The organism is Burkholderia sp. KCJ3K979 (assembly GCF_016759955.1).
Taxonomy (GTDB): Bacteria; Pseudomonadota; Gammaproteobacteria; order Burkholderiales; family Burkholderiaceae; genus Burkholderia; species Burkholderia orbicola.
In genome coordinates this window covers 1-21012 of the sequence record NZ_JACFYV010000046.1, presented here as the reverse complement: position 1 = coordinate 21012, position 21012 = coordinate 1, and the positions used below count along the sequence as shown (strand labels likewise).

The window sequence follows — 21012 nt, the reverse complement described above, 5'->3', positions numbered from 1 at the left end:
CAGCAGGCCGCCCGGCTCGACATGCTTCTAGCGACGCGCTGCCCTCATTGCGAAACCGTCTTCCGGCTGCAGCAGGAACAGCTCTCGCTGCATCAGGGGCTCGTGCGCTGCGGGCATTGCCACGAAGTCTTCAACGCCGCCGAATCGCTCGTTCCCGAGTACGCGCAGCAGCCCGAACCGGCGCTGACCGAACCGGCTGCCGCGCCGCACGTCGGCGACACGCACCAGCAGGCCGCGCCGGCCCGGTTGTTCGCCACCGACACGCCGCCCGAATTGCCGACCGGCACCGATTACAAGCCGGAAGGCTGGGACATGTGGGCGCCGTGGCTCGACGCCGGCGTCGATCCGTCGCTGCAGCACAGCGTCGAGACCGTGCGCACCGAGCCGCTGATACCGCTCGCGCTCCCGTCCACGGAAGCCGGCGTCGTTCATCTGTCGGGTACGCCCGCGCCATTCGCGTCCTCTCCAGCCGAACTCGATTCGTCGACGGCCGTCGAGCAACCGGCGGAACCGCATTCGCCGCAGGCGCAACACGCACCGCACGAAACCGAAGAAGCCGCGCCCTCGCCCGCGCCGGTCGAGCGCGACCCGCGCGAGCCTCGCTTCGTCGCCCACCTTCCGTCGGAAACCGAAACCGCCGCCGAACCGGCCAAACCCGTCGTCCCCGCGCACTTCGCCGCGCCGGACGACGAACGCGCGCCGCGCGAACCGCGCTTTGCGTTCACGCCCGCGCCGGCCGTCACCGAAGCCGAAACCGCATCGGAACCCGGCACCTTCGCCCGACACGACGAAGCTCCGGCCGCAGCGGCAGCCGATGAACCGGCCGTCCCGCCGGTCGCCCAACCGGCCGTCCCATTCCCCGCCGCACTGTCCGACGACGATCGTCCGCACTTCGCCGTCACGCGCGAAACGCGCGCGCCGCAGCGACGCGGGATGCTCGGCGGCTTTTTCGGCGGCCTCGTCGCGGCCGCGCTGGTCGGATTGCTCGCCGCGCAACTGGCGTGGTGGCAGCGCGAAACGCTGATGATCTACTGGCCCGTCACGCAAGGCTGGTTCCGGCAGGCCTGCGCGCCGCTCGGCTGCACGGTCACGCCGCCGCGCGCGATCGACGGGCTGCGGCTCGACGCGACCGACCTGCGCCAGCTCGACGGCCCGCGCGAGCTCGAACTGAAGGTGCCGCTGACGAACCGCTACCGCGTCGCGCTCGCGTATCCGTCGGTCGAACTCACCCTGCTCGACGACACCAATCACGTCACCGTGCGCCGCGTGCTCGCGCCGCGCGATTACGTACGCCCGGGCACGCCGATCGACGCCGGGCTGCCGCCCGGCACGACGCAGACGATGGTGGTCCGCCTCGAAACGAACGGCACGCCCGCCTCGAATTTCCGCGTCCAGATCTTCTATCCGTGACGCGCCGCGGCGCGCATGCGCGCCCGTCTCAACCCGCGCGCCCGAGCGGCGCGCTATTTCGGAGCACGAACATGAGCAAAGTTACGCTGGGTGGCAACCCGATCGATCTCGCCGGCACGTTCCCGGCCGTCGGCGCGCAAGCCGCCGATTTTAAGCTGGTCGGCAAGGACCTCGCCGACCTGTCGCTCGCCAGCTTCGCCGGCAAGCGCAAGGTGCTGAACATCGTGCCGAGCCTCGACACGCCGACCTGCGCGACGTCGACCCGCAAGTTCAACGAAGCGGCGTCGTCGCTCGACAACACGGTGGTGATCGTCGTGTCCGCCGACCTGCCGTTCGCCGCCACGCGCTTCTGCACGACCGAAGGCCTCGCGAACGTCGTGACGGCATCGACGTTCCGCACCGGCCGCGCGTTCGCGAACGCGTACGGCGTCGACGTGACGAGCGGCCCGCTGAACGGCCTGACCGCACGCGCGGTGGTCGTGCTCGACGCGCAGGACAAGGTGATCCACGCGGAACTCGTCGGCGAAATCAAGGACGAGCCGAACTACGATGCAGCGCTCGCCGCGCTGAAGTAAGCTTTCTTCCGCTTTCCCCTGCCGCGCCGCGCCCTTCGCGCGGCGTTGTCGCGCAGGGCCCCTCATTTCTACAGGAACGCACACCTTGGCTACGCTGATTTGCGGCTCGATCGCCTACGACTCCATCATGACCTTCGAAGGGCGGTTCCGCGAGCACATCCTGCCCGACCAGGTGCACCTCATCAACCTGAGCTTCCTCGTGCCGACGATGCGCCGCGAATTCGGCGGCTGCGCGGGCAACATCGGGTACGCGCTGCATCTGCTCGGCGGCGACGCGCGCATCATGGGCACGATGGGCGCGCTGGATGCGCAGCCGTATCTCGACCGGCTCGACCAGCTCGGCCTGCGCCGCGACCACGTTCGCGTGCTGCCCGATACGTACACCGCGCAGGCGATGATCACGACCGATCTCGACAACAACCAGATCGCGGCGTTCCACCCGGGCGCGATGATGCAGTCGCACCTGAACCACGCGGGCGACGCACCGGACATCAAGCTCGCGATCGTCGGCCCGGACGGCTTCGACGGGATGGTGCAGCACGTGGAAGAGCTCGCCAAGGCCGGTGTGCCGTTCGTGTTCGATCCGGGCCAGGGTCTGCCGCTGTTCGACGGTGCGACGCTGCGCCGCAGCATTGAACTTGCGACCTACGTAGCGGTCAACGACTACGAGGCCAAGCTGGTGAGCGACAAGACGGGATGGTCCGAAGATGAAATCGCCAGCCGGGTCGACGCCCTCGTCATCACGCGTGGCGAGCACGGCGCGATCATCCGCCACAAGCAGGGCGCGGAGCAGATTCCGGTCGTGCCGGCCGAGCGTATCGCCGATCCGACCGGCTGCGGCGACGCCTTCCGGGGCGGCCTGCTGTACGGCATCGAGCATGGGCTCGACTGGGCAACCACCGGCCGCCTCGCGAGCCTGATGGGCTCGCTCAAGATCGCCCATCAAGGGCCCCAGACTTACGTACTGACGCGCGCCGAAATCGACGCACGCTTCGAGACTGCATTCGGTTACAGTCTCAAATGAATATTGTGGGAGAGCAAAGATGTTGACGAAAAAAACCCTCACGCTCGCGGCCATGCTGACGGCCACGCTGACCCTCGCCGGCTGCTTCACGGCACCCGGTTCGGCGGATGTCTATAGCGTCGGCCAGGCGCAGCGCGAACAGACGGTCCGCATGGGCACGGTCGAAAGCGTGCGTGCGGTGCGCATCCAGTCCGACGGCGGCGGCAGCGCGATCGGCACGCTCGGCGGCGGCGCACTCGGCGCGGTCGCGGGCAGCGCGATCGGCGGCGGCAAAGGCTCGATCCTGACGGCGATTGCCGGCGGCCTCGTCGGTGCGGTCGCGGGTAACGCGGTCGGCGAAAACCTCAGCACGGCGAACGGTGTCGAAATCACCGTGCGCCTCGACAACGGCGATCTGCGCTCGATCACGCAGGCAGCCAGCGGCGAAGCATTCCGCGCCGGCGAGCGGGTACGCCTGCTGTCGAGCGGCGGCGTCACGCGCGTCACGCACTAACCGATATCCTCAGCACGCGGCGCAAGCCGCGGTCGAACGCATGTGCGAAGCCGCACATGCGTTTTTTTTCGTCCACTCGCTTTCATCCGCGCTCGCGTCGGCGAGCTGATCGGCGCCCCATCGACGACGCGTGCGGACGAAAAAAATCCCGCCACCTGAGCCAGATGGCGGGACTGATTGAGTAGCGCTACTCAACCCACGGACACCACGTGAGTGTCCGGGTGATGCTGCTCAGCCGCGATTACGGACGGCTGCCGGTCGGGAACGGCCATGCTGCTGCCGGGTTGAGCGCGGTCTTCACGCCCGATGCCGGCGCAACCGATGCGGTCGACGCGGTCGTTGCCGGCGCAGCCTTCTTCACGACGGCCTTCTTCGGAGCAGCAGCCTTCTTCGCCGGGGCGGCAGCCTTCTTCGCAGGGGCAGCCTTCTTGGCGGGCGCGGCCTTCTTCGCAGCAGCCTTCTTCGCAGGCGCGGCCTTCTTCGCAGCAGCCTTCTTCGCCGGCGCAGCCTTCTTGGCAGCAGCCTTCTTCGCCGGTGCGGCCTTCTTCGCAGCAACCTTCTTCACTGCGACTTTCTTGGCTGCAACCTTCTTCGCGGCGGCCTTCTTAGCCGGTGCTGCCTTCTTTGCAGCAACCTTCTTCACCGCGACTTTCTTCGCTGCGACCTTCTTGGCTGCAACCTTCTTCGTTGCGACCTTCTTGGCTGCGACCTTCTTTGCAGCGGCCTTCTTCGCCGGTGCTGCCTTCTTCGCGGCAACCTTCTTCACCGCGACCTTCTTCGCAGCAACCTTCTTCACCGCGGCCTTCTTCGCCGGAGCGGCAGCCTTCTTCGCAACGGTCTTCTTGGCAGCAACCTTCTTAGCAGCCGGTTTCTTCTTGGCAGTAGCCATGTTGTTCTCCTTCAGGTTCAGATGAGAGTCAGTTCAAACTACACCCTTCGTCAAAACCCGCTTCCCGCGGACGCTGTTCAGGACGTGCGCTTCGAAGCGGGCTATTCATCGGCGTACGCAGATACCGCGCGCTTACGCTAATGAATACGGTATGGCGCGCGTGACCACTCGGCCTCGCGCGCCAAATCAAGTCGGTAGCCGGCGCACCTCGCGCCGCTACCCCTAATCGCTTGATCAAGCGGACCGCCACACGGCCGTCCGCTTTTTCCGGAGGGAAGTTTGCCCATCCCACTGAAGGGTTCGCAAAGTGCCTGTCGTATCGTTGGGCCGTTAAGGCACCGGGCATGCTTTGCATCAGGCGTTCTTGCTCCTAAACCTTGGGCCGGGGCCGAGAGGCCACCGGCTGCTCCATCATGTAACGGGTTCGCTGCTGCGGGTTATTCCCAGGACAGCGCGCCCCCCGTCTGATACTCGATCACACGCGTCTCGAAGAAGTTGCGCTCCTTCTTCAGGTCGATCATCTCGCTCATCCACGGGAACGGGTTTTCCTCGTTCGGATACAGCGGGTCGAGGCCGATCTGCTGGCAACGGCGGTTGCTGATGAAGCGCAGATAGCTCTTGAACATCGACGCGTTCAAACCCAGCACGCCGCGCGGCATCGTGTCCTCGGCGTAGCGGTATTCGAGTTCGACAGCCTGCTTGAACAGCTCGCGGATCTCGGCGCGGAATTCGGCGGTCCAGAGATGCGGATTCTCGAGCTTGATCTGGTTGATCAGGTCGATGCCGAAGTTGCAGTGCATCGACTCGTCGCGCAGGATGTACTGATATTGCTCTGCAGCACCCGTCATCTTGTTCTGGCGGCCGAGCGCGAGGATCTGCGTAAACCCGACATAGAAGAACAGGCCTTCCATGATGCAGGCGAACACGATCAGCGACTTCAGCAGCTTCTGATCCGCTTCGAGCGTGCCGGTCTTGAAGGCCGGGTCCGTCAGCGTATGAATGAACGGGATCAGGAATTCGTCCTTCGCGCGGATCGACGTGACCTCGTGGTACGCGTTGAAGATCTCGCCTTCGTCGAGACCGAGCGATTCGACGATGTATTGGTACGCGTGCGTGTGGATCGCTTCCTCGAACGCCTGGCGCAGCAGGAACTGTCGGCACTCGGGCGCCGTGATGTGGCGGTACGTGCCGAGCACGATGTTGTTCGCCGCGAGCGAATCGGCCGTCACGAAGAAGCCGAGGTTGCGCTTCACGATGCGGCGCTCGTCCTCGGTCAGACCGTTCGGGTCCTTCCACAGTGCGATGTCGCGGGACATGTTGATTTCCTGCGGCATCCAGTGGTTCGCGCAACCGGCCAGATACTTTTCCCACGCCCACTTGTACTTGAACGGCACCAGCTGATTGACGTCAGTCTGGCCGTTGATGATGCGCTTGTCGGCGACATTGACCCGCGCTTCCGTACCGCCGGCGGGAACAGCCGATGCTTGCGGCGGCACCGCGAGATCGCCTTCGAAAATGTCACGGACCTGATGGGCGGCAGGCGTTGCAGCCTGCATTCCGACAGCCATCCCGGCGGAGGTGCGCATCGCGTTTTGCTGCGCTCCGCTCGCGGGGGTTACGGCAGTCTTCTCGTCATCCCAGTTGAGCATAAATTCTCACCATCAATTTAGAACGGTTTGTACCATCTTTTCCTGAGCGATAAAAGGGTTCGCTCACGAAAAATCCTTTTTTCGATTCGCGTTGCGACCTCGATACAACACTTTGAGCAACGCATCGTCGTTCATGCAGCGCGCGATGTGAGTCGCGCTTGTATCGCGAGGTGCGCTCGACGCATCGAACGCTGATCGAAACGCGACGTCGTCGGGGAGGTTTCGATCGCTTGTCATTGCCTGCAACGCAGGTGTCGCGTTACAGATTCCTTATCATTTTTTTAGTTGAGAGCGGCGCACACTTCAACCTCGATCGGTCGTCGTGTGCGCCGCCCGAGCCTGCTTCTCAGGTCAGGCGCACTGCGTTATTGGCACGCTTCGCACTCGTCGAAGCCGGGGTCGCCCGGACGCATCGTGCACACCGGGCCGTCTGCTTCGACCGGCGCGAGCGCCGCTGCAGCGTTGACCGCGCCCGACGATGCAGCGCCGCCTGCCGCACCGAAGCCGCCCGCTGCGCCTTGCGCGCCGCCGCTGCTCGAGCCGCCGCTGCCTGCACCGCCCGTCGGCACTGCGTTCAGCGCGCCGTGTGCGACCGTCGACTTCTCGACGTGCGTCGCCGCCATCGTGCGGAGGTAGTAGGTCGTCTTCAGGCCGCGCAGCCATGCGAGCTTGTAGACCTCGTCGAGCTTCTTGCCCGATGCGCCGCCCATGTAGATGTTCAGCGACTGCGCCTGGTCGATCCACTTCTGGCGACGCGATGCCGCTTCGACCAGCCACGTCGGGTCGACCTCGAACGCGGTCGCGTAGATCGCGCGCAGGTCGGCCGGGATGCGGTCGATGCGCGACAGCATGCCGTCGAAGTACTTCAGGTCGGCGACCATCACTTCGTCCCACAGGCCGCGTTCCTTCAGGTCGCGGACGAGATACTCGTTCACCACCGTGAATTCGCCCGACAGGTTCGACTTCACGTACAGGTTCTGGAAGGTCGGCTCGATACAGGCCGACACGCCGATGATGTTCGAGATCGTCGCCGTCGGCGCGATCGCGACGCAGTTCGAGTTGCGCATGCCGTGCGTGGCGATCCGCGCACGCAGCGCCGTCCAGTCGAGCGATTCCGACGTGTCGACCTCGACGTAGCCGCCGCGCGCTTCGGCCAGCAGCTTCAGCGTGTCCTGCGGGAGGATGCCGCGATCCCACAGCGAGCCGCGGTAGCTCGAGTAGCGGCCGCGTTCTTCGGCCAGTTCGGTCGACGCGTGGTACGCGTAGTAGCAGACGGCTTCCATCGAACGATCGGCGAACTCGACTGCCTCTTGCGACGCGTACGGCGTACGCAGCAGGTGCAGGCAGTCCTGGAAGCCCATGATGCCCATCCCGACCGGGCGGTGCTTCAGGTTCGAGTTACGCGCCTTCGGCACCGCGTAGTAGTTGATGTCGATCACGTTGTCGAGCATGCGCATCGCGACGCTGATCGTGCGCTTCAGCTTGTCGTGGTCGAGCGCGTAGCTGCCGTCGGCCTGCTTCACCAGGTGGGCGACGAGGTTCACCGAGCCGAGGTTGCACACCGCGATTTCGGTGTCGCTCGTGTTCAGCGTGATTTCCGTGCACAGGTTCGACGAGTGGACGACGCCGACGTGCTGCTGCGGCGAGCGCACGTTGCACGGATCCTTGAACGTGATCCACGGGTGGCCCGTCTCGAACAGCATGCCGAGCATCTTGCGCCACAGCTGCGCCGCCGGGATCTTCTTGAACAGCTTGATCTCGCCGCGCGCGACCTTGTCTTCGTAAGCCGTGTAAGCCTTCTCGAAATCGGCGCCGAACTTGTCGTGCAGGTCCGGGCAGGTCGACGGCGAGAACAGCGTCCAGTCGCCGCCTTCCATCACGCGCTTCATGAACAGGTCGGGAATCCAGTTCGCCGTGTTCATGTCGTGCGTACGGCGACGGTCGTCACCGGTGTTCTTGCGCAGCTCCAGGAACTCCTCGATGTCGAGGTGCCACGATTCGAGGTACGCGCAGACCGCGCCCTTGCGCTTGCCGCCCTGGTTCACCGCGACGGCCGTGTCGTTCACGACCTTCAGGAACGGGACCACGCCTTGCGACTTGCCGTTCGTGCCCTTGATATGCGAGCCGAGGGCGCGCACGCGCGTCCAGTCGTTGCCGAGGCCGCCGGCGAACTTCGACAGCAGCGCGTTTTCCTTCAGCGCTTCATAGATGCCGTCGAGATCGTCCGCGACCGTCGTCAGGTAGCACGACGACAGCTGCGAGCGGTGCGTGCCCGAGTTGAACAGCGTCGGCGTCGAGCTCATGAAGTCGAAGCTCGACAGCACGTTGTAGAACTCGATCGCGCGCGTTTCGCGGTCGATCTCGTTCAGCGACAGGCCCATCGCGACGCGCATGAAGAAGGCCTGCGGCATTTCGATGCGGGTGCCTTCGACGTGCAGGAAGTAGCGGTCGTACAGCGTCTGCAGGCCGAGGTAGCCGAACTGCAGGTCGCGGTTCGCGTCGAGCGCTTCGCCGAGGCGCTTCAGGTCGAACTGCAGCAGCTTGTCGTCGAGCAGGCCGGCATCGACGCCGCGCTTCAGGAACTGCGGGAAGTATTCGGCGTAGCGGGTCGACATCTCGGCCTGCACGACTTCCTCGCCGAGGATCTCGCGACGGATCGTGTGCAGCAGGATGCGGGCCGTGACCTGGCTGTACGCCGGGTCCTTTTCGATCATCGTGCGCGCAGCGAGGATCGCCGAGTCGTAGACCTGGCTCATCGGCACGCCGTCGTACAGGTTCTTCACCGTCTCCGCGACGATCGGGTCAGGGTTAACCGCAGCGCCCAGGCCGTCGCATGCCGACACGATCAGCGCGCGCAGCGCGTTCTGGTCGAGCGGGCGCGTGACGCCGTTGTCGACGACGTTGATGCCGGTGGCCGACTCGCCGCCCGCTGCCGCCGCTTCCTCGCCCGCATGCTGGCGCTCGAGGTGACGCTTCTCGCGATACAGCACGTACGCACGCGCGACGTTGTGCTCGCCGCCGCGCATCAGCGCGAGTTCGACCTGGTCCTGGATGTCTTCGATATGGAACGTACCGCCGTTCGGGCGGCTGCGCACGAGCGCGCGAACGACGTTGTGCGTCAGTTGCTCGACCTGCTCGCGTACGCGCGCCGATGCCGCGCCCTGCCCGCCATTGACGGCCAGGAAAGCCTTGGTCACCGCGATCGCGATCTTCGAAGGTTCGAACGACACCACGCTGCCGTTGCGGCGGATCACCTTGTAGTCGGCGAACGTGGCCTGCGGCGCGAGCGCCTTCGCGCCCTGTTCGGTCCCGCCGAGCGGACGGCTCGAGGCGCTCTCGTACTGGGACGTCGCGTTGTCGGTGGTTTGCATGTGCAAAGCTCCTGGTGTTGGATGGTGCGGAGAGAACCGCGGATTAAAACGAACGCTGCGCAATGCGGTGCGCGAGCGGTAAGAGGCGAGCGATGCGCCGGGGAAGCCGGTTCGGTCGATGCGCGACAACCCAGCCGGTCGTGTGCTTCGTCATGTATACCCTGCCCCGTCGATGTTCGCTGCGCTGATCGCGACGCCCGGACCGCCCGGCCTGACGCGCCGCCCTGAGAACCCTGTCCGCCGGCGTTGCCCGCCGGCCGGTGCCGCTCGGGTTTTCCCCTGCGACACACACTATATCTAGTACAGAACTACTCAACTGGCACCAAGTATAGTGGACATTCGGAGGACGTCCAAACGGATAATTTGCGATAGAGGTCTTGACATCGCTCACGCGCAGACACGGCAAGGCATTGATCGGAGAAAAAACTTTCTCCGATCAAAAAACCCCGCGATCAGTGCTGACGGAAAGGAAAGTATTCGGCGGAAAAACCGGCATCGCTCGCGAAGCGTTGCCAATCGAAATGCGGGCCCGGGTCGGTCTTGCGGCCCGGCGCGACGTCCGAGTGCCCCGCGAACGCGTCGACCGGGTAGCGCGCGGCGAGCGCGCGGGAGAGCGCGGCGAGCACCGCGTATTGGGCATCGTCGAACGGCACGTCGTCCGCGCCCTCGAGCTCGATGCCGATCGAGAAGTCGTTGCAGCGCGTGCGGCCGAAGAACTCGGACGAGCCTGCATGCCATGCGCGCTCGTCGCACGACACGAACTGCACGAGCTCGCCGCCGCGGCGGATCAGGAAATGGGCGGACACGCGCACGCCGCGCAGGTGGCTCTGGTAATAGGGGTGCGCATCGCAGTCGAGGCGATTCAGGAACAGCGCCTCGATCGCGTCGCCACCGAATTCGCCGGGCGGCAGGCTGATGTTGTGAACGACCACGAGCGTCGGCACCGCCCCCGCGGGCCGCGCCTCGAAGTTCGGCGACGGCGCATGGCGCGCTTCGCGCACCCAGCCGTTCGCGTCGACCGACAACACGGCCGCGTCGCTCATCGTGCGTCGCGACCGTTCACGCGCGCGGCATGGCGCCGCGCATGCTCGGCGCTGCAGAAGTATTCGCCGCTCGCGGCAATCGCGTCGCCCTTCGGCGCATGCACGCCGCATTCGGCGCAGCGCACCATCGGCTCGGGCAGCGACCGCGCGTCGCCGTTCGGGCGCGCGGCACCCGCGCCGGCGCCGGGCGCCTCGTCGTAACCGGCGCCGCGGCCGGTGCGCGCCTGCGCCTGTTCCTGCGCGTGACGCAGCTTGCGCGCGAGCCACGAACCCGCGAAGAAGAGAAGGATCAGGAGAAGAATCTGTCGCATCGGAAACCTGCGGTCAAACCACGGAGCGGTGCAGCAGCACCTCGAAAACGAACCGGCTGCCGACGTACGCGAGCAGCAGCGCGGCGAACGACACGAGCACCCAGCGCGCGGCGCCGCGCCCGCGCCAGCCCGACGTCTTGCGGGCCACCAGCAGGCCGCCGAACATCAGCCACGACAGGATCGCGAACACCGTCTTGTGGTCGAGCCGCAATGCGCGCGCATCGACCTGCTCGCTGAACAGGATGCCCGACGCGAGGGTGAGCGTCAGCAGCACGAAGCCGGCGCCGATCAGGCGGAACAGCAGCTTCTCGAGCGTGAGCAGCGGCGGCAGCGTTTCGAGCCAGCTCGCGATCCAGCCCGTCGAGCCGTCGCGCCCGCCGCTACGCAGCGACTGCAGGCGCCGCTCCACCATCAGCATCAGGATCGCGTGCAGCGCGGCGATCGCGAAGAGGCCGTACGCGATGTTCGCGATCAGGAAATGCAGCTTGAACAGCGGCGCTGCGGCATAAGGCAGCACCCGCACGCCGCCGAACACGAGCGGCAGCAGCGACGCGCCGCACGCGAGCGGCAGCACCAGCAGGCGCAGGCTGTCGAGCGGGAAGAAAAAGCTCTCGATCCAGTAGATGCCGGCGCCGAGCCAGAACATCGCGGACAGCGCGAACGCGAAGCCGAACACCATCGCGTCGTTCGGAAAGATCGTCATGTGGAGCAGCACGCCGTGCGCGAGCAGCGCGGCGAACAGCAGCGCGCGGCCGGCCCCGCTCATCCCGGACGCGGCGGACGCGGGAACCGGCACGGCCGGCACGCTCGCGACGAGCGGCGTCGCGCCCTGACGGTGCGTACGCCAGCCTGCGACGGCGAGGCCGCCGTACAGGAATGCGGTGAGGGCATACAGTACAATATCCATGTTCGAAGTTTACACTAGGCCCCCTTCCCGCGACGGCTCCCTTTTGTTCGGTTCCGCCGCGCCTTCGGGCCCCACTGTCCAACGCTCCCCATGCTCGACAATCTCACTCAACGGATGGCGCGCGTCGTCAAGACGCTGCGCGGCGAAGCCCGGCTCACCGAGGCGAACACGCAGGAGATGCTCCGCGAGGTGCGTCTCGCGCTGCTGGAAGCCGACGTGTCGCTGCCGGTCGTCCGCGAATTCATCGCCAAGGTCAAGGAAAAGGCGCTCGGCGAAGAAGTGATCAGCAGCCTGTCGCCGGGCCAGGCGCTCGTCGGCGTGGTCCAGAAGGAACTGACCGCCGTGATCGGCGGCGACTACGAAGGCAAGGCCGCGGAGCTGAACCTCGCGGTCACGCCGCCCGCCGTGATCCTGATGGCCGGCCTGCAGGGCGCCGGCAAGACCACGACCGTCGGCAAGCTCGCGAAGCTGCTGCGCGAGAAGTACAAGAAGAAGGTGCTGACCGTGTCGTGCGACGTGTATCGCCCGGCCGCGATCATGCAGCTGAAAACGGTGACCGAGCAGGTCGGCGCCGACTTCTTCCCGTCCACGCCGGACCAGAAGCCCGTCGACATCGCGCTCGCCGCCGTCGACTGGGCGAAGCGCCACTACCATGACGTGCTGCTCGTCGACACGGCCGGCCGCCTCGGCATCGACGAGGCGATGATGCAGGAAATCGCCGCGCTGCACGGCACGCTGAAGCCGGCCGAAACGCTGTTCGTCGTCGACGCGATGCTCGGCCAGGACGCGGTCAACACCGCGAAGGCGTTCAACGACACGCTGCCGCTCACCGGCGTCGTGCTGACCAAGCTCGACGGCGATTCGCGCGGCGGCGCCGCGCTGTCGGTGCGCCACGTCACGGGCAAGCCGATCAAGTTCGTCGGCGTCGCCGAGAAGCTCGACGGCCTTGAGGTGTTCCACCCCGACCGGATGGCGAACCGGATCCTCGGCATGGGCGACATCCTCGCGCTCGTCGAGGAAGCGCAGCGCGGCGTCGATGTCCAGGCCGCGCAGAAGCTCGCCGACAAGGTCAAGAAAGGCGGCGACTTCGACCTGAACGATTTCCGCGCGCAGATCTCGCAGATGAAGAACATGGGCGGCCTGTCGTCGCTGATGGACAAGCTCCCCGCGCAGTTCCAGCAGGCGGCGGCCGGCGCCGACATGGGCCAGGCCGAAAAGTCGATCCGCCGGATGGAAGGCATCATCAGCTCGATGACGCCCGCCGAGCGCGCGAAACCCGAAATCATCAAGGCGACGCGCAAGCGCCGCATCGCAGCCGGCGCGGGCGTGCCGGTGCAGGAAGTCAACCGGATGCTGAACCAGTACGACCAGATGCGTACGATGATGAAGAAGCTGAAGGGCGGCAACATGCAGAAGATGATGCGCGGCCTGAAGGGCATGATGCCCGGCATGCGCTGATTTCGTCCGTCGGCCGGCGCGCGGGTTTTTGCCGTAGCGCGCGCCTGCCGTTCTGCTTCATCCTTATTTGTATACCGACTGCCCGCCAGAACACATGAACCGCGAAGAAGCCCTCCACATTTTCGACCACTCCGAAGAGATCGTCTCGGCCGACGCCGTCAACGCGTCGATCTCGAAGATGGCCGACGCGATCCGCGCCGAAATCGGCGACGCGTTCCCGCTCGTTCTCTCGGTGATGGGCGGCGCCGCGGTGTTTACCGGGATGCTGCTGCCGCATCTCGATTTCCCGCTCGAATTCGACTACATCCACCTGACCCGCTACCGCAATACGACGCAGGGCAGCCCGGAGATGCACTGGCGCGTCGCGCCGCGCGAATCGGTAAAGGACCGCATCGTGCTCGTACTCGACGACATCCTCGACGAAGGCGAGACGATGGCCGCGATCCGCGACCGCATCCTCGACATGGGCGCGAAGCGCTTCATGTCGGCCGTGCTGTGCGAGAAGACGCTCGCGAAGGCGAAACCGCTGCACCCCGACTTCTGCGGCTTCTCGGTGCCGGACCGTTACGTGTTCGGCTGCGGGATGGACGCGAAGGGCTACTGGCGCAACCTGCCGACGATCCGCGCGCTGACCGCGAACGTCTGAGCGCCGCCCGGCCTGCTATATAAATGGAAAGCGGCGCTCCGGTTGCCCGGAGCGCCGCTTTTTTCGTGCGTGCCGCCTGCGTTATAACTGGTGCACGAACGCGCGGATGCCGGCCAGCAGCATCTCGACCGAGATCGCCACCAGCACGAGGCCCATCAGCCGCTCGAACGCGGCGACCGTCCGCTCGCCGAGCCACTGCTGAATCCGCTCGGCCAGCACCAGCGTGATCGCGCAGACGATCATCGTGACCGTCAGCGCGCCGACCCACTCGAGCATCTTGCCGGGCGCCTGCGACGTCATCAGCATCACCGTCGCGAGCGCGGACGGCCCGGCCAGCGCCGGAATCGCGAGCGGCACGATGAACGGCTCGCCGCCCGCGCGCGGATCGCTGCCGAGCGCGCCGTCCGGGTGCGGGAAGATCATCCGCAGCGCGATCAGGAACAGCACGATCCCGCCGCCGAGCCGCAGCGACAGGTCGGTGAGGCTCATCATCCGCAGGAAGCGGTCGCCGACCAGCATGAAGAACAGCAGGATCACGAACGCGATCCCCACTTCGCGCAGGATCAGCTTCACGCGCCGCTCGCGCGGCACATCCCGCATCGCCGAAATGAACAGCGGGATATTGCCGAGCGGATCCGTGATCAGCACGAGGAGCACGGTGGCCGACAGGAATGTGTATTCCATCGTGTCGCCCGGTCGCCGCGCTTAGTGCGCGAGCGCGGCGCGGATCTTCTCCGCGACCGCCGCCGCGGCCGTGTCGGCCGGCAGCAGCGTCGCTTCGGCATCGCGGCGGCCCTGGTACTCGATCTTGCCTTCCTTCAGGCCGCGCTCGCCGATCACCAGACGATGCGGCACGCCGATCAGTTCCCAGTCGGCGAACATCACGCCCGGGCGCTCGCCGCGATCGTCGAGGATCACGTCGATACCGGCCGCGACGAGTTCCGCGTACAGCTTGTCGGCCGTCTCGCGCACCATGTCGCTGCGGTCATAGCCCATCGGGCACAGCACGACCTCGAACGGTGCGATCGACTCGGGCCAGATGATCCCCTTGTCGTCGAAGTTCTGTTCGATCGCCGCGCCGAGAATGCGCGTGATGCCGACGCCGTAGCAGCCCATCAGCATCGGCTGCGGCTTGCCCGACTCGTCGAGGAAGGTCGCGCCCATCGCTTCCGAGTACTTGGTGCCGAGCTGGAACACGTGGCCGACTTCGATGCCGCGGCAGATGTCGATCACGCCCTTGCCGTCCGGCGACGGGTCGCCCTTCTTCACGTTGCGCACGTCGGCGACTTCCGGCTCCGGCAGGTCGCGGCCCCAGTTCACGCCGGCGATGTGATAGTCGACCTCGTTCGCGCCGACGACGAAGTCGCTCATGTTCGCGACCGTGCGGTCCGCGATCACCTTCACGGGCTTCTTCGTGCCGACCGGGCCGAGGTAGCCCGGCGGCGTGCCGAACCATTCGACGATTTCCTGCTCGGTCGCGAAGCGGTGGTTCTTCAGGCCCGGCAGCTTCGACACCTTGATCTCGTTCAGGTCGTGATCGCCGCGCAGCATCACGAGCCAGATGGTCGGCTCGGCGCCTTCGTTGTCGGTCGCGAGCACGATCGACTTGATCGTGCGCTCGAGCGGGATCGACAGCAGTTCGGCGACGGCCTCGCACTTCGCCTTGCCGGGCGTCGCGACCTTTTCCATCGCTTCGGCGGGCGCCGCGCGCTCAGGCGTCAGCGGCAGCGCTTCAGCCGCCTCGACGTTCGCCGCGAATTCGGACGTCGGGCAGTAGGCGATCGCGTCCTCGCCGGTGTCGGCGATCACGTGGAACTCGTGCGAGAAGTTGCCGCCGATCGAGCCGCTGTCGGCCGCCACCGCGCGAAACTCGAGGCCGAGGCGCGTGAAGATGCGCACGTACGCGTCGTACATCTTGCGGTACGACTCGTTCAGGCCGGCCGCATCCTTGTCGAACGAATACGCGTCCTTCATGATGAATTCGCGGCCGCGCATCACGCCGAAGCGCGGCCGGATCTCGTCGCGGAACTTCGTCTGGATCTGGTAGAAATTCACCGGCATCTGCCGGTAGCTCTTGATCTGGTTGCGCGCGATGTCGGTGACGACTTCCTCGTGCGTCGGCCCGATCACGAAATCGTTGTCCTTGCGGTCCTTGAAGCGCAGCAGCTCGGGGCCGTACTGCTCCCAGCGGCCCGACTCCTGCCACAGCTCGGCCGGCTGCACGGCCGGCATCAGCAGTTCGATGGCACCCGCCCGGTTCATTTCCTCGCGCACGATCGCCTCGACCTTGCGAATCGAACGCAGGCCGACCGGCAGGTAGTTGTAGATGCCGCCGGCGACGCGACGGATCATGCCGGCGCGGACCATCAGCTTGTGGCTGACGATCTCTGCGTCGGCGGGTGCCTCTTTCAGGGTGCCGATAAAGAAACGGGAAGCTTTCATGCGGACGGTTCCAAAAACGGCGCCCCCAGGCGGGGCGCCCGAAAAAGTTTCAAGGTGAAAAAGCTGCGCGCGGCGAACAACGAGGGACGACGATGGCGCAGACGACGTAGCAGACTAATCAGGGACAATTCAGCCGGCGTACCCCGCGCGGATTCGCTCCGTCACGGTGCGCAGCGCCCGTTATCTGTTTATAATCAAAGCAATTTTAAAGGATTCGAAGGTGGTTGTATGCTGGATCGTGAAGGCTTTCGCCCGAACGTCGGCATCATCCTCTTGAACGCGCGCAACGAGGTGTTTTGGGGCAAGCGGCTCCGCGAGCATTCCTGGCAGTTTCCTCAAGGTGGGATCAAGTACGGCGAGACCCCCATGCAGGCGATGTACCGGGAACTGCACGAGGAAACGGGCCTGCATCCGGAACACGTCAAGATAATCGGCCGCACACGCGACTGGTTGCGTTACGAGGTGCCTGACAAGTTCATCAAACGCGAAGTACGCGGTCATTACCGCGGCCAGAAGCAGATCTGGTTCCTGCTGCGGATGGTCGGACGCGATTGCGACATTTGCTTGCGCGCGACCGACCACCCGGAGTTCGATGCGTGGCGCTGGAACGAGTACTGGGTGCCGCTCGATGCGGTGATCGAGTTCAAGCGGGATGTCTATCAGTTGGCGCTGACGGAATTGTCGCGCTTCCTGCGCCGCCCGGCGCAGCGAGCCGAGAAGCCGCGCGGGCCGCGTGTGTCGCGCTATCCGCGCGTCATTGGCGCACAGGCCCAGACGCTGACGATTGTCGACACATCGGTAGTCTGTTCGGAGATCGAAGTGGAAGCGAGCACGCTCGACGAGATGCCGCCCCACGTGATCGTCGGCAAATGACGAGTCGGACTGCATGACCGGGCGCGACCTTGGTGTCGCGCCCTTTTTTTACGAGGAATGCATATTGAAAGCGATTGCTCTCGCGCTCGCGTCGATCGCCGCGATGGCCGCCCTGGCCGGCTGCGCGAACTCGAAAGCGCCGTCCAACAAGGACGACAGCGAGTTCGTGTACCTGCTCGATCGTCAGGGAACCTGGAAGGAAAACGCCGTCGACACGCTGCCGCCGCTGCCGCAAACGGGCGATCTGCTGCCGTTCAACGTGTCGCAGAACACGCCGCTCAAGTTCTTCGTCGATGCGAAGTCGCTCGAGGTCGGCACCGACGGCGTCGTGCGCTACGCAGTCGTCGTCACGAGCCCGGCCGGTGCACGCAACGTGAACTACGAAGGCATCCGCTGCGACACCTACGAATGGCGCCAGTACGCCGGCCTGAACTCCGACCACAACGGCTGGGATCGCACGGTGGAAAACGACTGGCGGCGCATCGAGAACGGCGAGCTCAACGCCTACCACTCCGCGCTCTACCAGGACTACTTCTGCTCGAACAAGATGCCGCAGGGCTCGACCCGGCAGATCCTCGAAAACATCCGGTTCCACCGCACCGCGATGACCCAGTTGCGCTGACGGCACGCGATGCGGGCCGCCCGCATCGTCCGCCGCACAAAAAAGCCCGCATCACGCGGGCTTTTTCATTTGAACGACGAAACCCGGCTGGCAATTACACCAGCACGAGGTTGTCGCGATGAATCAGTTCGGGCTCCAGCATGTAGCCGAGCACGGTCTCGATCTCGCCGCTCGGCTTGCGGTGAATCAGCTTCGTTTCCGCGCTGCTGTAGTTCGTGAGCCCGCGCGCCACCTCGCGCCCGTCCGGGCCGACGCAGGCGATCACTTCGCCGCGCGCGAACGCGCCCTGCACGTCGATCACGCCGATCGGCAGCAGGCTCTTGCCGCCGGCCGTCAGCTTCTCGACCGCGCCCGCATCGATCACGACGTGGCCGCGCACCTGCAGATGGTCGGCCATCCATTGCTTGCGTGCCGCCATCCGCGCGGTACGTGCGATCAGTTGCGTGCCGATCGCCTCGCCGGCCGCCAGACGCACGAGCACGTCGGCCTCGCGGCCGCTCGCGATCACGGTATTCGCGCCGCTGTGGGCCGCCCGCTTCGCCGCGAGGATCTTCGTCAGCATCCCGCCGCGACCGAGACTCGAACCGGCCCCGCCCGCCATCGCCTCGAGCTCCGGTGCGCCCGCATTGGCCTCGCCGACGAGCGTCGCGTTCGGGTCCTTGCGCGGATCGGCCGTGAACAGCCCCGACTGGTCGGTGAGGATGATCAGCGCATCGCCTTCGATCAGGTTCGCGACGAGCGCCCCGAGCGTGTCGTTGTCGCCGAACTTGATTTCGTCGGTGACGACCGTGTCGTTCTCGTTGATGATCGGCACGACGCCGAGCCGCAGCAGCGTGAGCAGCGTCGAACGCGCGTTCAGGTAGCGCTCGCGATCCGCCAGATCGGCGTGCGTGAGCAGGATCTGCGCGGTGCGGATGCCGTGCTCGGTGAAGCGGCTCTCGTAGACTTGCGCGAGCCCCATCTGCCCGACCGCGGCGGCGGCCTGCAACTCGTCGATTTCCCGCGGCCGCTTGCTCCAGCCGAGCCGCTGCATGCCTTCGGCAATCGCGCCCGAACTGACGAGCACGACTTCCTTGCCCTGCGCACGCAGCGCAGCGATCTGGGCTGCCCAGCGGCCGATTGCAGCATGATCGAGCCCCTTGCCGTCGTTGGTCACGAGGCTCGAGCCCACTTTCACCACCAATCGCTTCGAATCCGCGATGATCGAACGCATCCTGCACTGTCTCCTGTATCTGATGCCTGCCCGGCCGGGCGCGATTGAACGCCAACGCCGGGCGGCACGCCCGGCGCGTTAGCAAACGTTCAGGCGTCGTCGCCCGGCGTCGCACCGCCCTTCGCCGGCGGCGCATCGCGGAAACGCACGTCGGCTGCGAGATCCTCCGCCTCCGCCGCGCGATGCGCGTCCGAATGTTCGGAGAGGTAGTCGTAGATCGCGTAGCACAGCGCTTCGCAGCCCTGGCCCGTCAGTGCCGAGATCTCGAACACGGGGCCGTCCCAGCCGAAGCGGTCAAGGAAATCCGCGACGCGCGCCTCGCGCTCGTCTTCCGGCACCATGTCCAGCTTGTTGAGCACGAGCCAGCGCGGCTTCTCGTAGAGCGCCTCGTCGTACTTGCGCAGTTCGCCGACGATCGCCGTCGCTTCCGCGACCGGATCGACGCTTTCGTCGAACGGCGCGAGATCGACCAGATGCAGCAGCACGCCGGTACGCTGCAGGTGACGCAGGAATTGATGCCCGAGGCCTGCGCCTTCGGCCGCCCCTTCGATCAGCCCCGGGATATCGGCGATCACGAAGCTCTTGCTCGGGCCGACACGCACCACGCCGAGATTCGGCGCGAGCGTCGTGAACGGGTAGTCGGCGATCTTCGGCTTCGCGTTCGACACCGACGAGATGAAGGTCGACTTGCCCGCGTTCGGCATGCCGAGCAGACCGACGTCGGCAAGCACCTTCAGCTCGAGTTTCAGCATGCGCCGCTCGCCCGGCTTGCCGTCCGTCTTCTGGCGCGGCGCGCGGTTCGTGCTCGACTTGAAATGCAGGTTGCCGAGACCGCCGGCGCCGCCCTGCGCGAGCATTACCTGCTGGTCGTGCTCGGTCAGGTCGGCGATCAGCTCGCCCGTATCCATGTCGCTGATGATCGTGCCGACCGGCATGCGCAGCGTGACATCGTCGCCGCCCTTGCCGTAGCAATCCGAGCCGCGGCCGTTCTCGCCGTTGCGCGCGAGGTGCTTCTTCGCGTAACGGTAGTCGATCAGCGTGTTGATGTTGCGGTCGGCGATCGCGTAAACGCTACCGCCCCGGCCGCCGTCGCCACCGTCCGGCCCGCCGAACGGGACGAATTTCTCGCGGCGCATCGACGCGCTGCCATCGCCTCCGTCGCCGGCGATGACTTCGATTCGTGCTTCGTCAATGAACTTCATTCGTCACTCCGCCCAGTATTTCCGCTATTGTGCCGCGCGCCGGCACGCTTGAACAATCTGCCGTTCGGCCGATCGTACGCCGGTTGCGCGAGGGTCGCCGGCCCGCACTTGCGGGCGGCGACCCAATAAAAAAAGGCCCCGCGAAGACTGCGGGGCCTTTCGGCTACGAAGCCCGTGGGTGCCTGACTTAGGCAGCCGCCGGGACGACGATGACCAGATGCTTCTTGTCCGCGCCCTTCGTCGCGAACTTGACGTGACCGTCGACCAGCGCGAACAGGGTGTGATCCTTGCCCATGCCGACGTTCTCGCCTGCGTGCATGCGCGTACCGCGCTGACGCACGATGATGCCGCCGGCATTGATTGCCTGGCCGCCGTACACTTTCACGCCGAGACGTTTCGACTCGGAGTCGCGGCCGTTCCGGGAAGAGCCGCCTGCCTTTTTGTGTGCCATCTGATTGCTCCTTTACCGAGGCGCTTACGCGTTGATCGCGTCGATGCGCAGCTCAGTGTAGTTCTGGCGGTGGCCGCCGTGCTTTTGGTAGTGCTTCCGGCGACGCATCTTGAAGATGGTGACCTTGGCATGACGACCGTGCGACACAACGGTGGCCTTGACGGAAGCCCCACTGACCAGCGGCGTACCGAACTTAATCGATTCGCCTTCGCCCACTGCGAGAACCTGGTCGAGCGTGATTTCAGCGTCAATGTCAGCCGGTATCTGTTCTACTTTGAGTTTTTCGCCAACGGCAACCTTGTACTGCTTGCCGCCGGTTTTTATGACCGCGTACATTGAGAACCTCACTCTGGATCCAATTTTTCCGCACACCACGCGCGGAAAACACGTGATTATACATGGGGTTAGCACCGAAGTCAAAACCGATCGACGA

Annotated in this window: 21 protein-coding genes; 8 read left to right on the top strand and 13 right to left on the bottom strand. The window is 65.6% G+C overall.

The features are described 5' to 3' along the window. The first annotated feature begins 21 nt into the window (after positions 1–21). The 4 genes from H3O04_RS13180 to H3O04_RS13165 all read left to right on the top strand — a co-directional run bounded on the left by H3O04_RS13180 (position 22) and on the right by H3O04_RS13165 (position 3502). Positions 22–1410: a zinc-ribbon and DUF3426 domain-containing protein gene (locus tag H3O04_RS13180; RefSeq protein WP_202587848.1), complete on the top strand. Its 1389-nt coding sequence runs from the start codon at positions 22–24 to the stop codon at positions 1408–1410. A 71-nt stretch (positions 1411–1481) separates the two neighbouring features. After that, a complete protein-coding gene (tpx, locus tag H3O04_RS13175) occupies positions 1482–1985 on the top strand; it encodes a thiol peroxidase (protein WP_006476975.1) in 504 nt (167 codons plus the stop codon). An 85-nt stretch (positions 1986–2070) separates the two neighbouring features. Continuing rightward, entirely contained in the window at positions 2071–3009 is a 939-nt protein-coding gene (locus H3O04_RS13170) for a carbohydrate kinase family protein (RefSeq protein ID WP_006476976.1), read from the top strand. Between the two features lie 19 nt (positions 3010–3028). Next, on the top strand, positions 3029–3502 hold the full coding sequence (locus H3O04_RS13165; protein ID WP_006476977.1) for a glycine zipper 2TM domain-containing protein: 474 nt from the start codon (positions 3029–3031) through the stop codon (positions 3500–3502). 241 nt (positions 3503–3743) lie between these two features. Here H3O04_RS13165 and H3O04_RS13160 read toward each other — a convergent pair whose 3' ends face one another. From H3O04_RS13160 to H3O04_RS13130, 7 genes are all read right to left on the bottom strand, one after another. After that, positions 3744–4391 carry a histone H1-like DNA-binding protein gene (locus H3O04_RS13160; RefSeq protein WP_011544526.1) on the bottom strand — a complete coding sequence of 216 codons (648 nt, stop codon included), beginning with the start codon at positions 4389–4391 and terminating at the stop codon, positions 3744–3746. A gap of 28 nt (positions 4392–4419) precedes the next feature. Then, positions 4420–4746 (bottom strand): hypothetical protein, encoded by a 327-nt coding sequence (locus H3O04_RS13155; RefSeq protein ID WP_011544525.1) that lies wholly within the window; start codon positions 4744–4746, stop codon positions 4420–4422. An 82-nt stretch (positions 4747–4828) separates the two neighbouring features. After that, entirely contained in the window at positions 4829–6040 is a 1212-nt protein-coding gene (locus tag H3O04_RS13150; RefSeq protein WP_012327871.1) for a ribonucleotide-diphosphate reductase subunit beta, read from the bottom strand. Positions 6041–6405: 365 nt separating this feature from the next. Further along, a complete protein-coding gene (locus H3O04_RS13145) occupies positions 6406–9411 on the bottom strand; it encodes a ribonucleoside-diphosphate reductase subunit alpha (protein WP_011544523.1) in 3006 nt (1001 codons plus the stop codon). Positions 9412–9863: 452 nt separating this feature from the next. Then, a complete protein-coding gene (gene ampD / locus H3O04_RS13140) occupies positions 9864–10454 on the bottom strand; it encodes a 1,6-anhydro-N-acetylmuramyl-L-alanine amidase AmpD (RefSeq protein WP_023477518.1) in 591 nt (196 codons plus the stop codon). Further along, entirely contained in the window at positions 10451–10765 is a 315-nt protein-coding gene (locus H3O04_RS13135; protein ID WP_006476980.1) for a PP0621 family protein, read from the bottom strand. The genes ampD and H3O04_RS13135 overlap by 4 nt, the downstream gene beginning before the upstream one ends. A gap of 13 nt (positions 10766–10778) precedes the next feature. Beyond that, positions 10779–11672 carry a cytochrome C assembly family protein gene (locus H3O04_RS13130; RefSeq protein WP_006476981.1) on the bottom strand — a complete coding sequence of 298 codons (894 nt, stop codon included), beginning with the start codon at positions 11670–11672 and terminating at the stop codon, positions 10779–10781. Between the two features lie 90 nt (positions 11673–11762). On the opposite strand from H3O04_RS13130, the gene ffh reads away from it, so the two are divergent. After that, positions 11763–13130, top strand: a complete 1368-nt coding sequence (gene ffh, locus H3O04_RS13125; RefSeq protein WP_006476982.1) for a signal recognition particle protein — start codon at positions 11763–11765, stop codon at positions 13128–13130. Positions 13131–13224: 94 nt separating this feature from the next. Then, positions 13225–13776 carry a hypoxanthine-guanine phosphoribosyltransferase gene (locus H3O04_RS13120; RefSeq protein WP_023477519.1) on the top strand — a complete coding sequence of 184 codons (552 nt, stop codon included), beginning with the start codon at positions 13225–13227 and terminating at the stop codon, positions 13774–13776. 81 nt (positions 13777–13857) lie between these two features. On the opposite strand, the gene H3O04_RS13115 is transcribed toward H3O04_RS13120, so the two are convergent. After that, the gene (locus H3O04_RS13115) at positions 13858–14460 is read right to left on the bottom strand and encodes a MarC family protein (protein WP_011694138.1); all 603 of its coding nucleotides are present in this window, start codon (positions 14458–14460) and stop codon (positions 13858–13860) included. A 21-nt stretch (positions 14461–14481) separates the two neighbouring features. After that, on the bottom strand, positions 14482–16218 hold the full coding sequence (locus tag H3O04_RS13110; protein WP_027806221.1) for a proline--tRNA ligase: 1737 nt from the start codon (positions 16216–16218) through the stop codon (positions 14482–14484). A gap of 228 nt (positions 16219–16446) precedes the next feature. On the opposite strand from H3O04_RS13110, the gene H3O04_RS13105 reads away from it, so the two are divergent. Together H3O04_RS13105 and H3O04_RS13100 are read left to right on the top strand one after the other, a co-directional pair. Continuing rightward, positions 16447–17091, top strand: a complete 645-nt coding sequence (locus H3O04_RS13105; RefSeq protein ID WP_006476994.1) for an RNA pyrophosphohydrolase — start codon at positions 16447–16449, stop codon at positions 17089–17091. Between the two features lie 13 nt (positions 17092–17104). After that, positions 17105–17713 (top strand): CNP1-like family protein, encoded by a 609-nt coding sequence (locus H3O04_RS13100; protein ID WP_006476996.1) that lies wholly within the window; start codon positions 17105–17107, stop codon positions 17711–17713. A gap of 94 nt (positions 17714–17807) precedes the next feature. Here the strand turns inward: H3O04_RS13100 and proB are convergent, their stop codons facing one another. The 4 genes from proB to rplU all read right to left on the bottom strand — a co-directional run bounded on the left by proB (position 17808) and on the right by rplU (position 20915). Next, complete coding sequence (gene proB / locus H3O04_RS13095; protein ID WP_006476997.1) at positions 17808–18926, bottom strand: glutamate 5-kinase; 1119 nt, start codon at positions 18924–18926, stop codon at positions 17808–17810. An 89-nt stretch (positions 18927–19015) separates the two neighbouring features. Continuing rightward, complete coding sequence (gene obgE, locus H3O04_RS13090; RefSeq protein ID WP_006476998.1) at positions 19016–20128, bottom strand: Obg family GTPase CgtA; 1113 nt, start codon at positions 20126–20128, stop codon at positions 19016–19018. A 187-nt stretch (positions 20129–20315) separates the two neighbouring features. Continuing rightward, a complete protein-coding gene (rpmA, locus tag H3O04_RS13085; protein ID WP_006476999.1) occupies positions 20316–20579 on the bottom strand; it encodes a 50S ribosomal protein L27 in 264 nt (87 codons plus the stop codon). A 24-nt stretch (positions 20580–20603) separates the two neighbouring features. After that, the gene (gene rplU / locus H3O04_RS13080; protein ID WP_006025184.1) at positions 20604–20915 is read right to left on the bottom strand and encodes a 50S ribosomal protein L21; all 312 of its coding nucleotides are present in this window, start codon (positions 20913–20915) and stop codon (positions 20604–20606) included. Between the last annotated feature and the right edge of the window lie 97 nt (positions 20916–21012).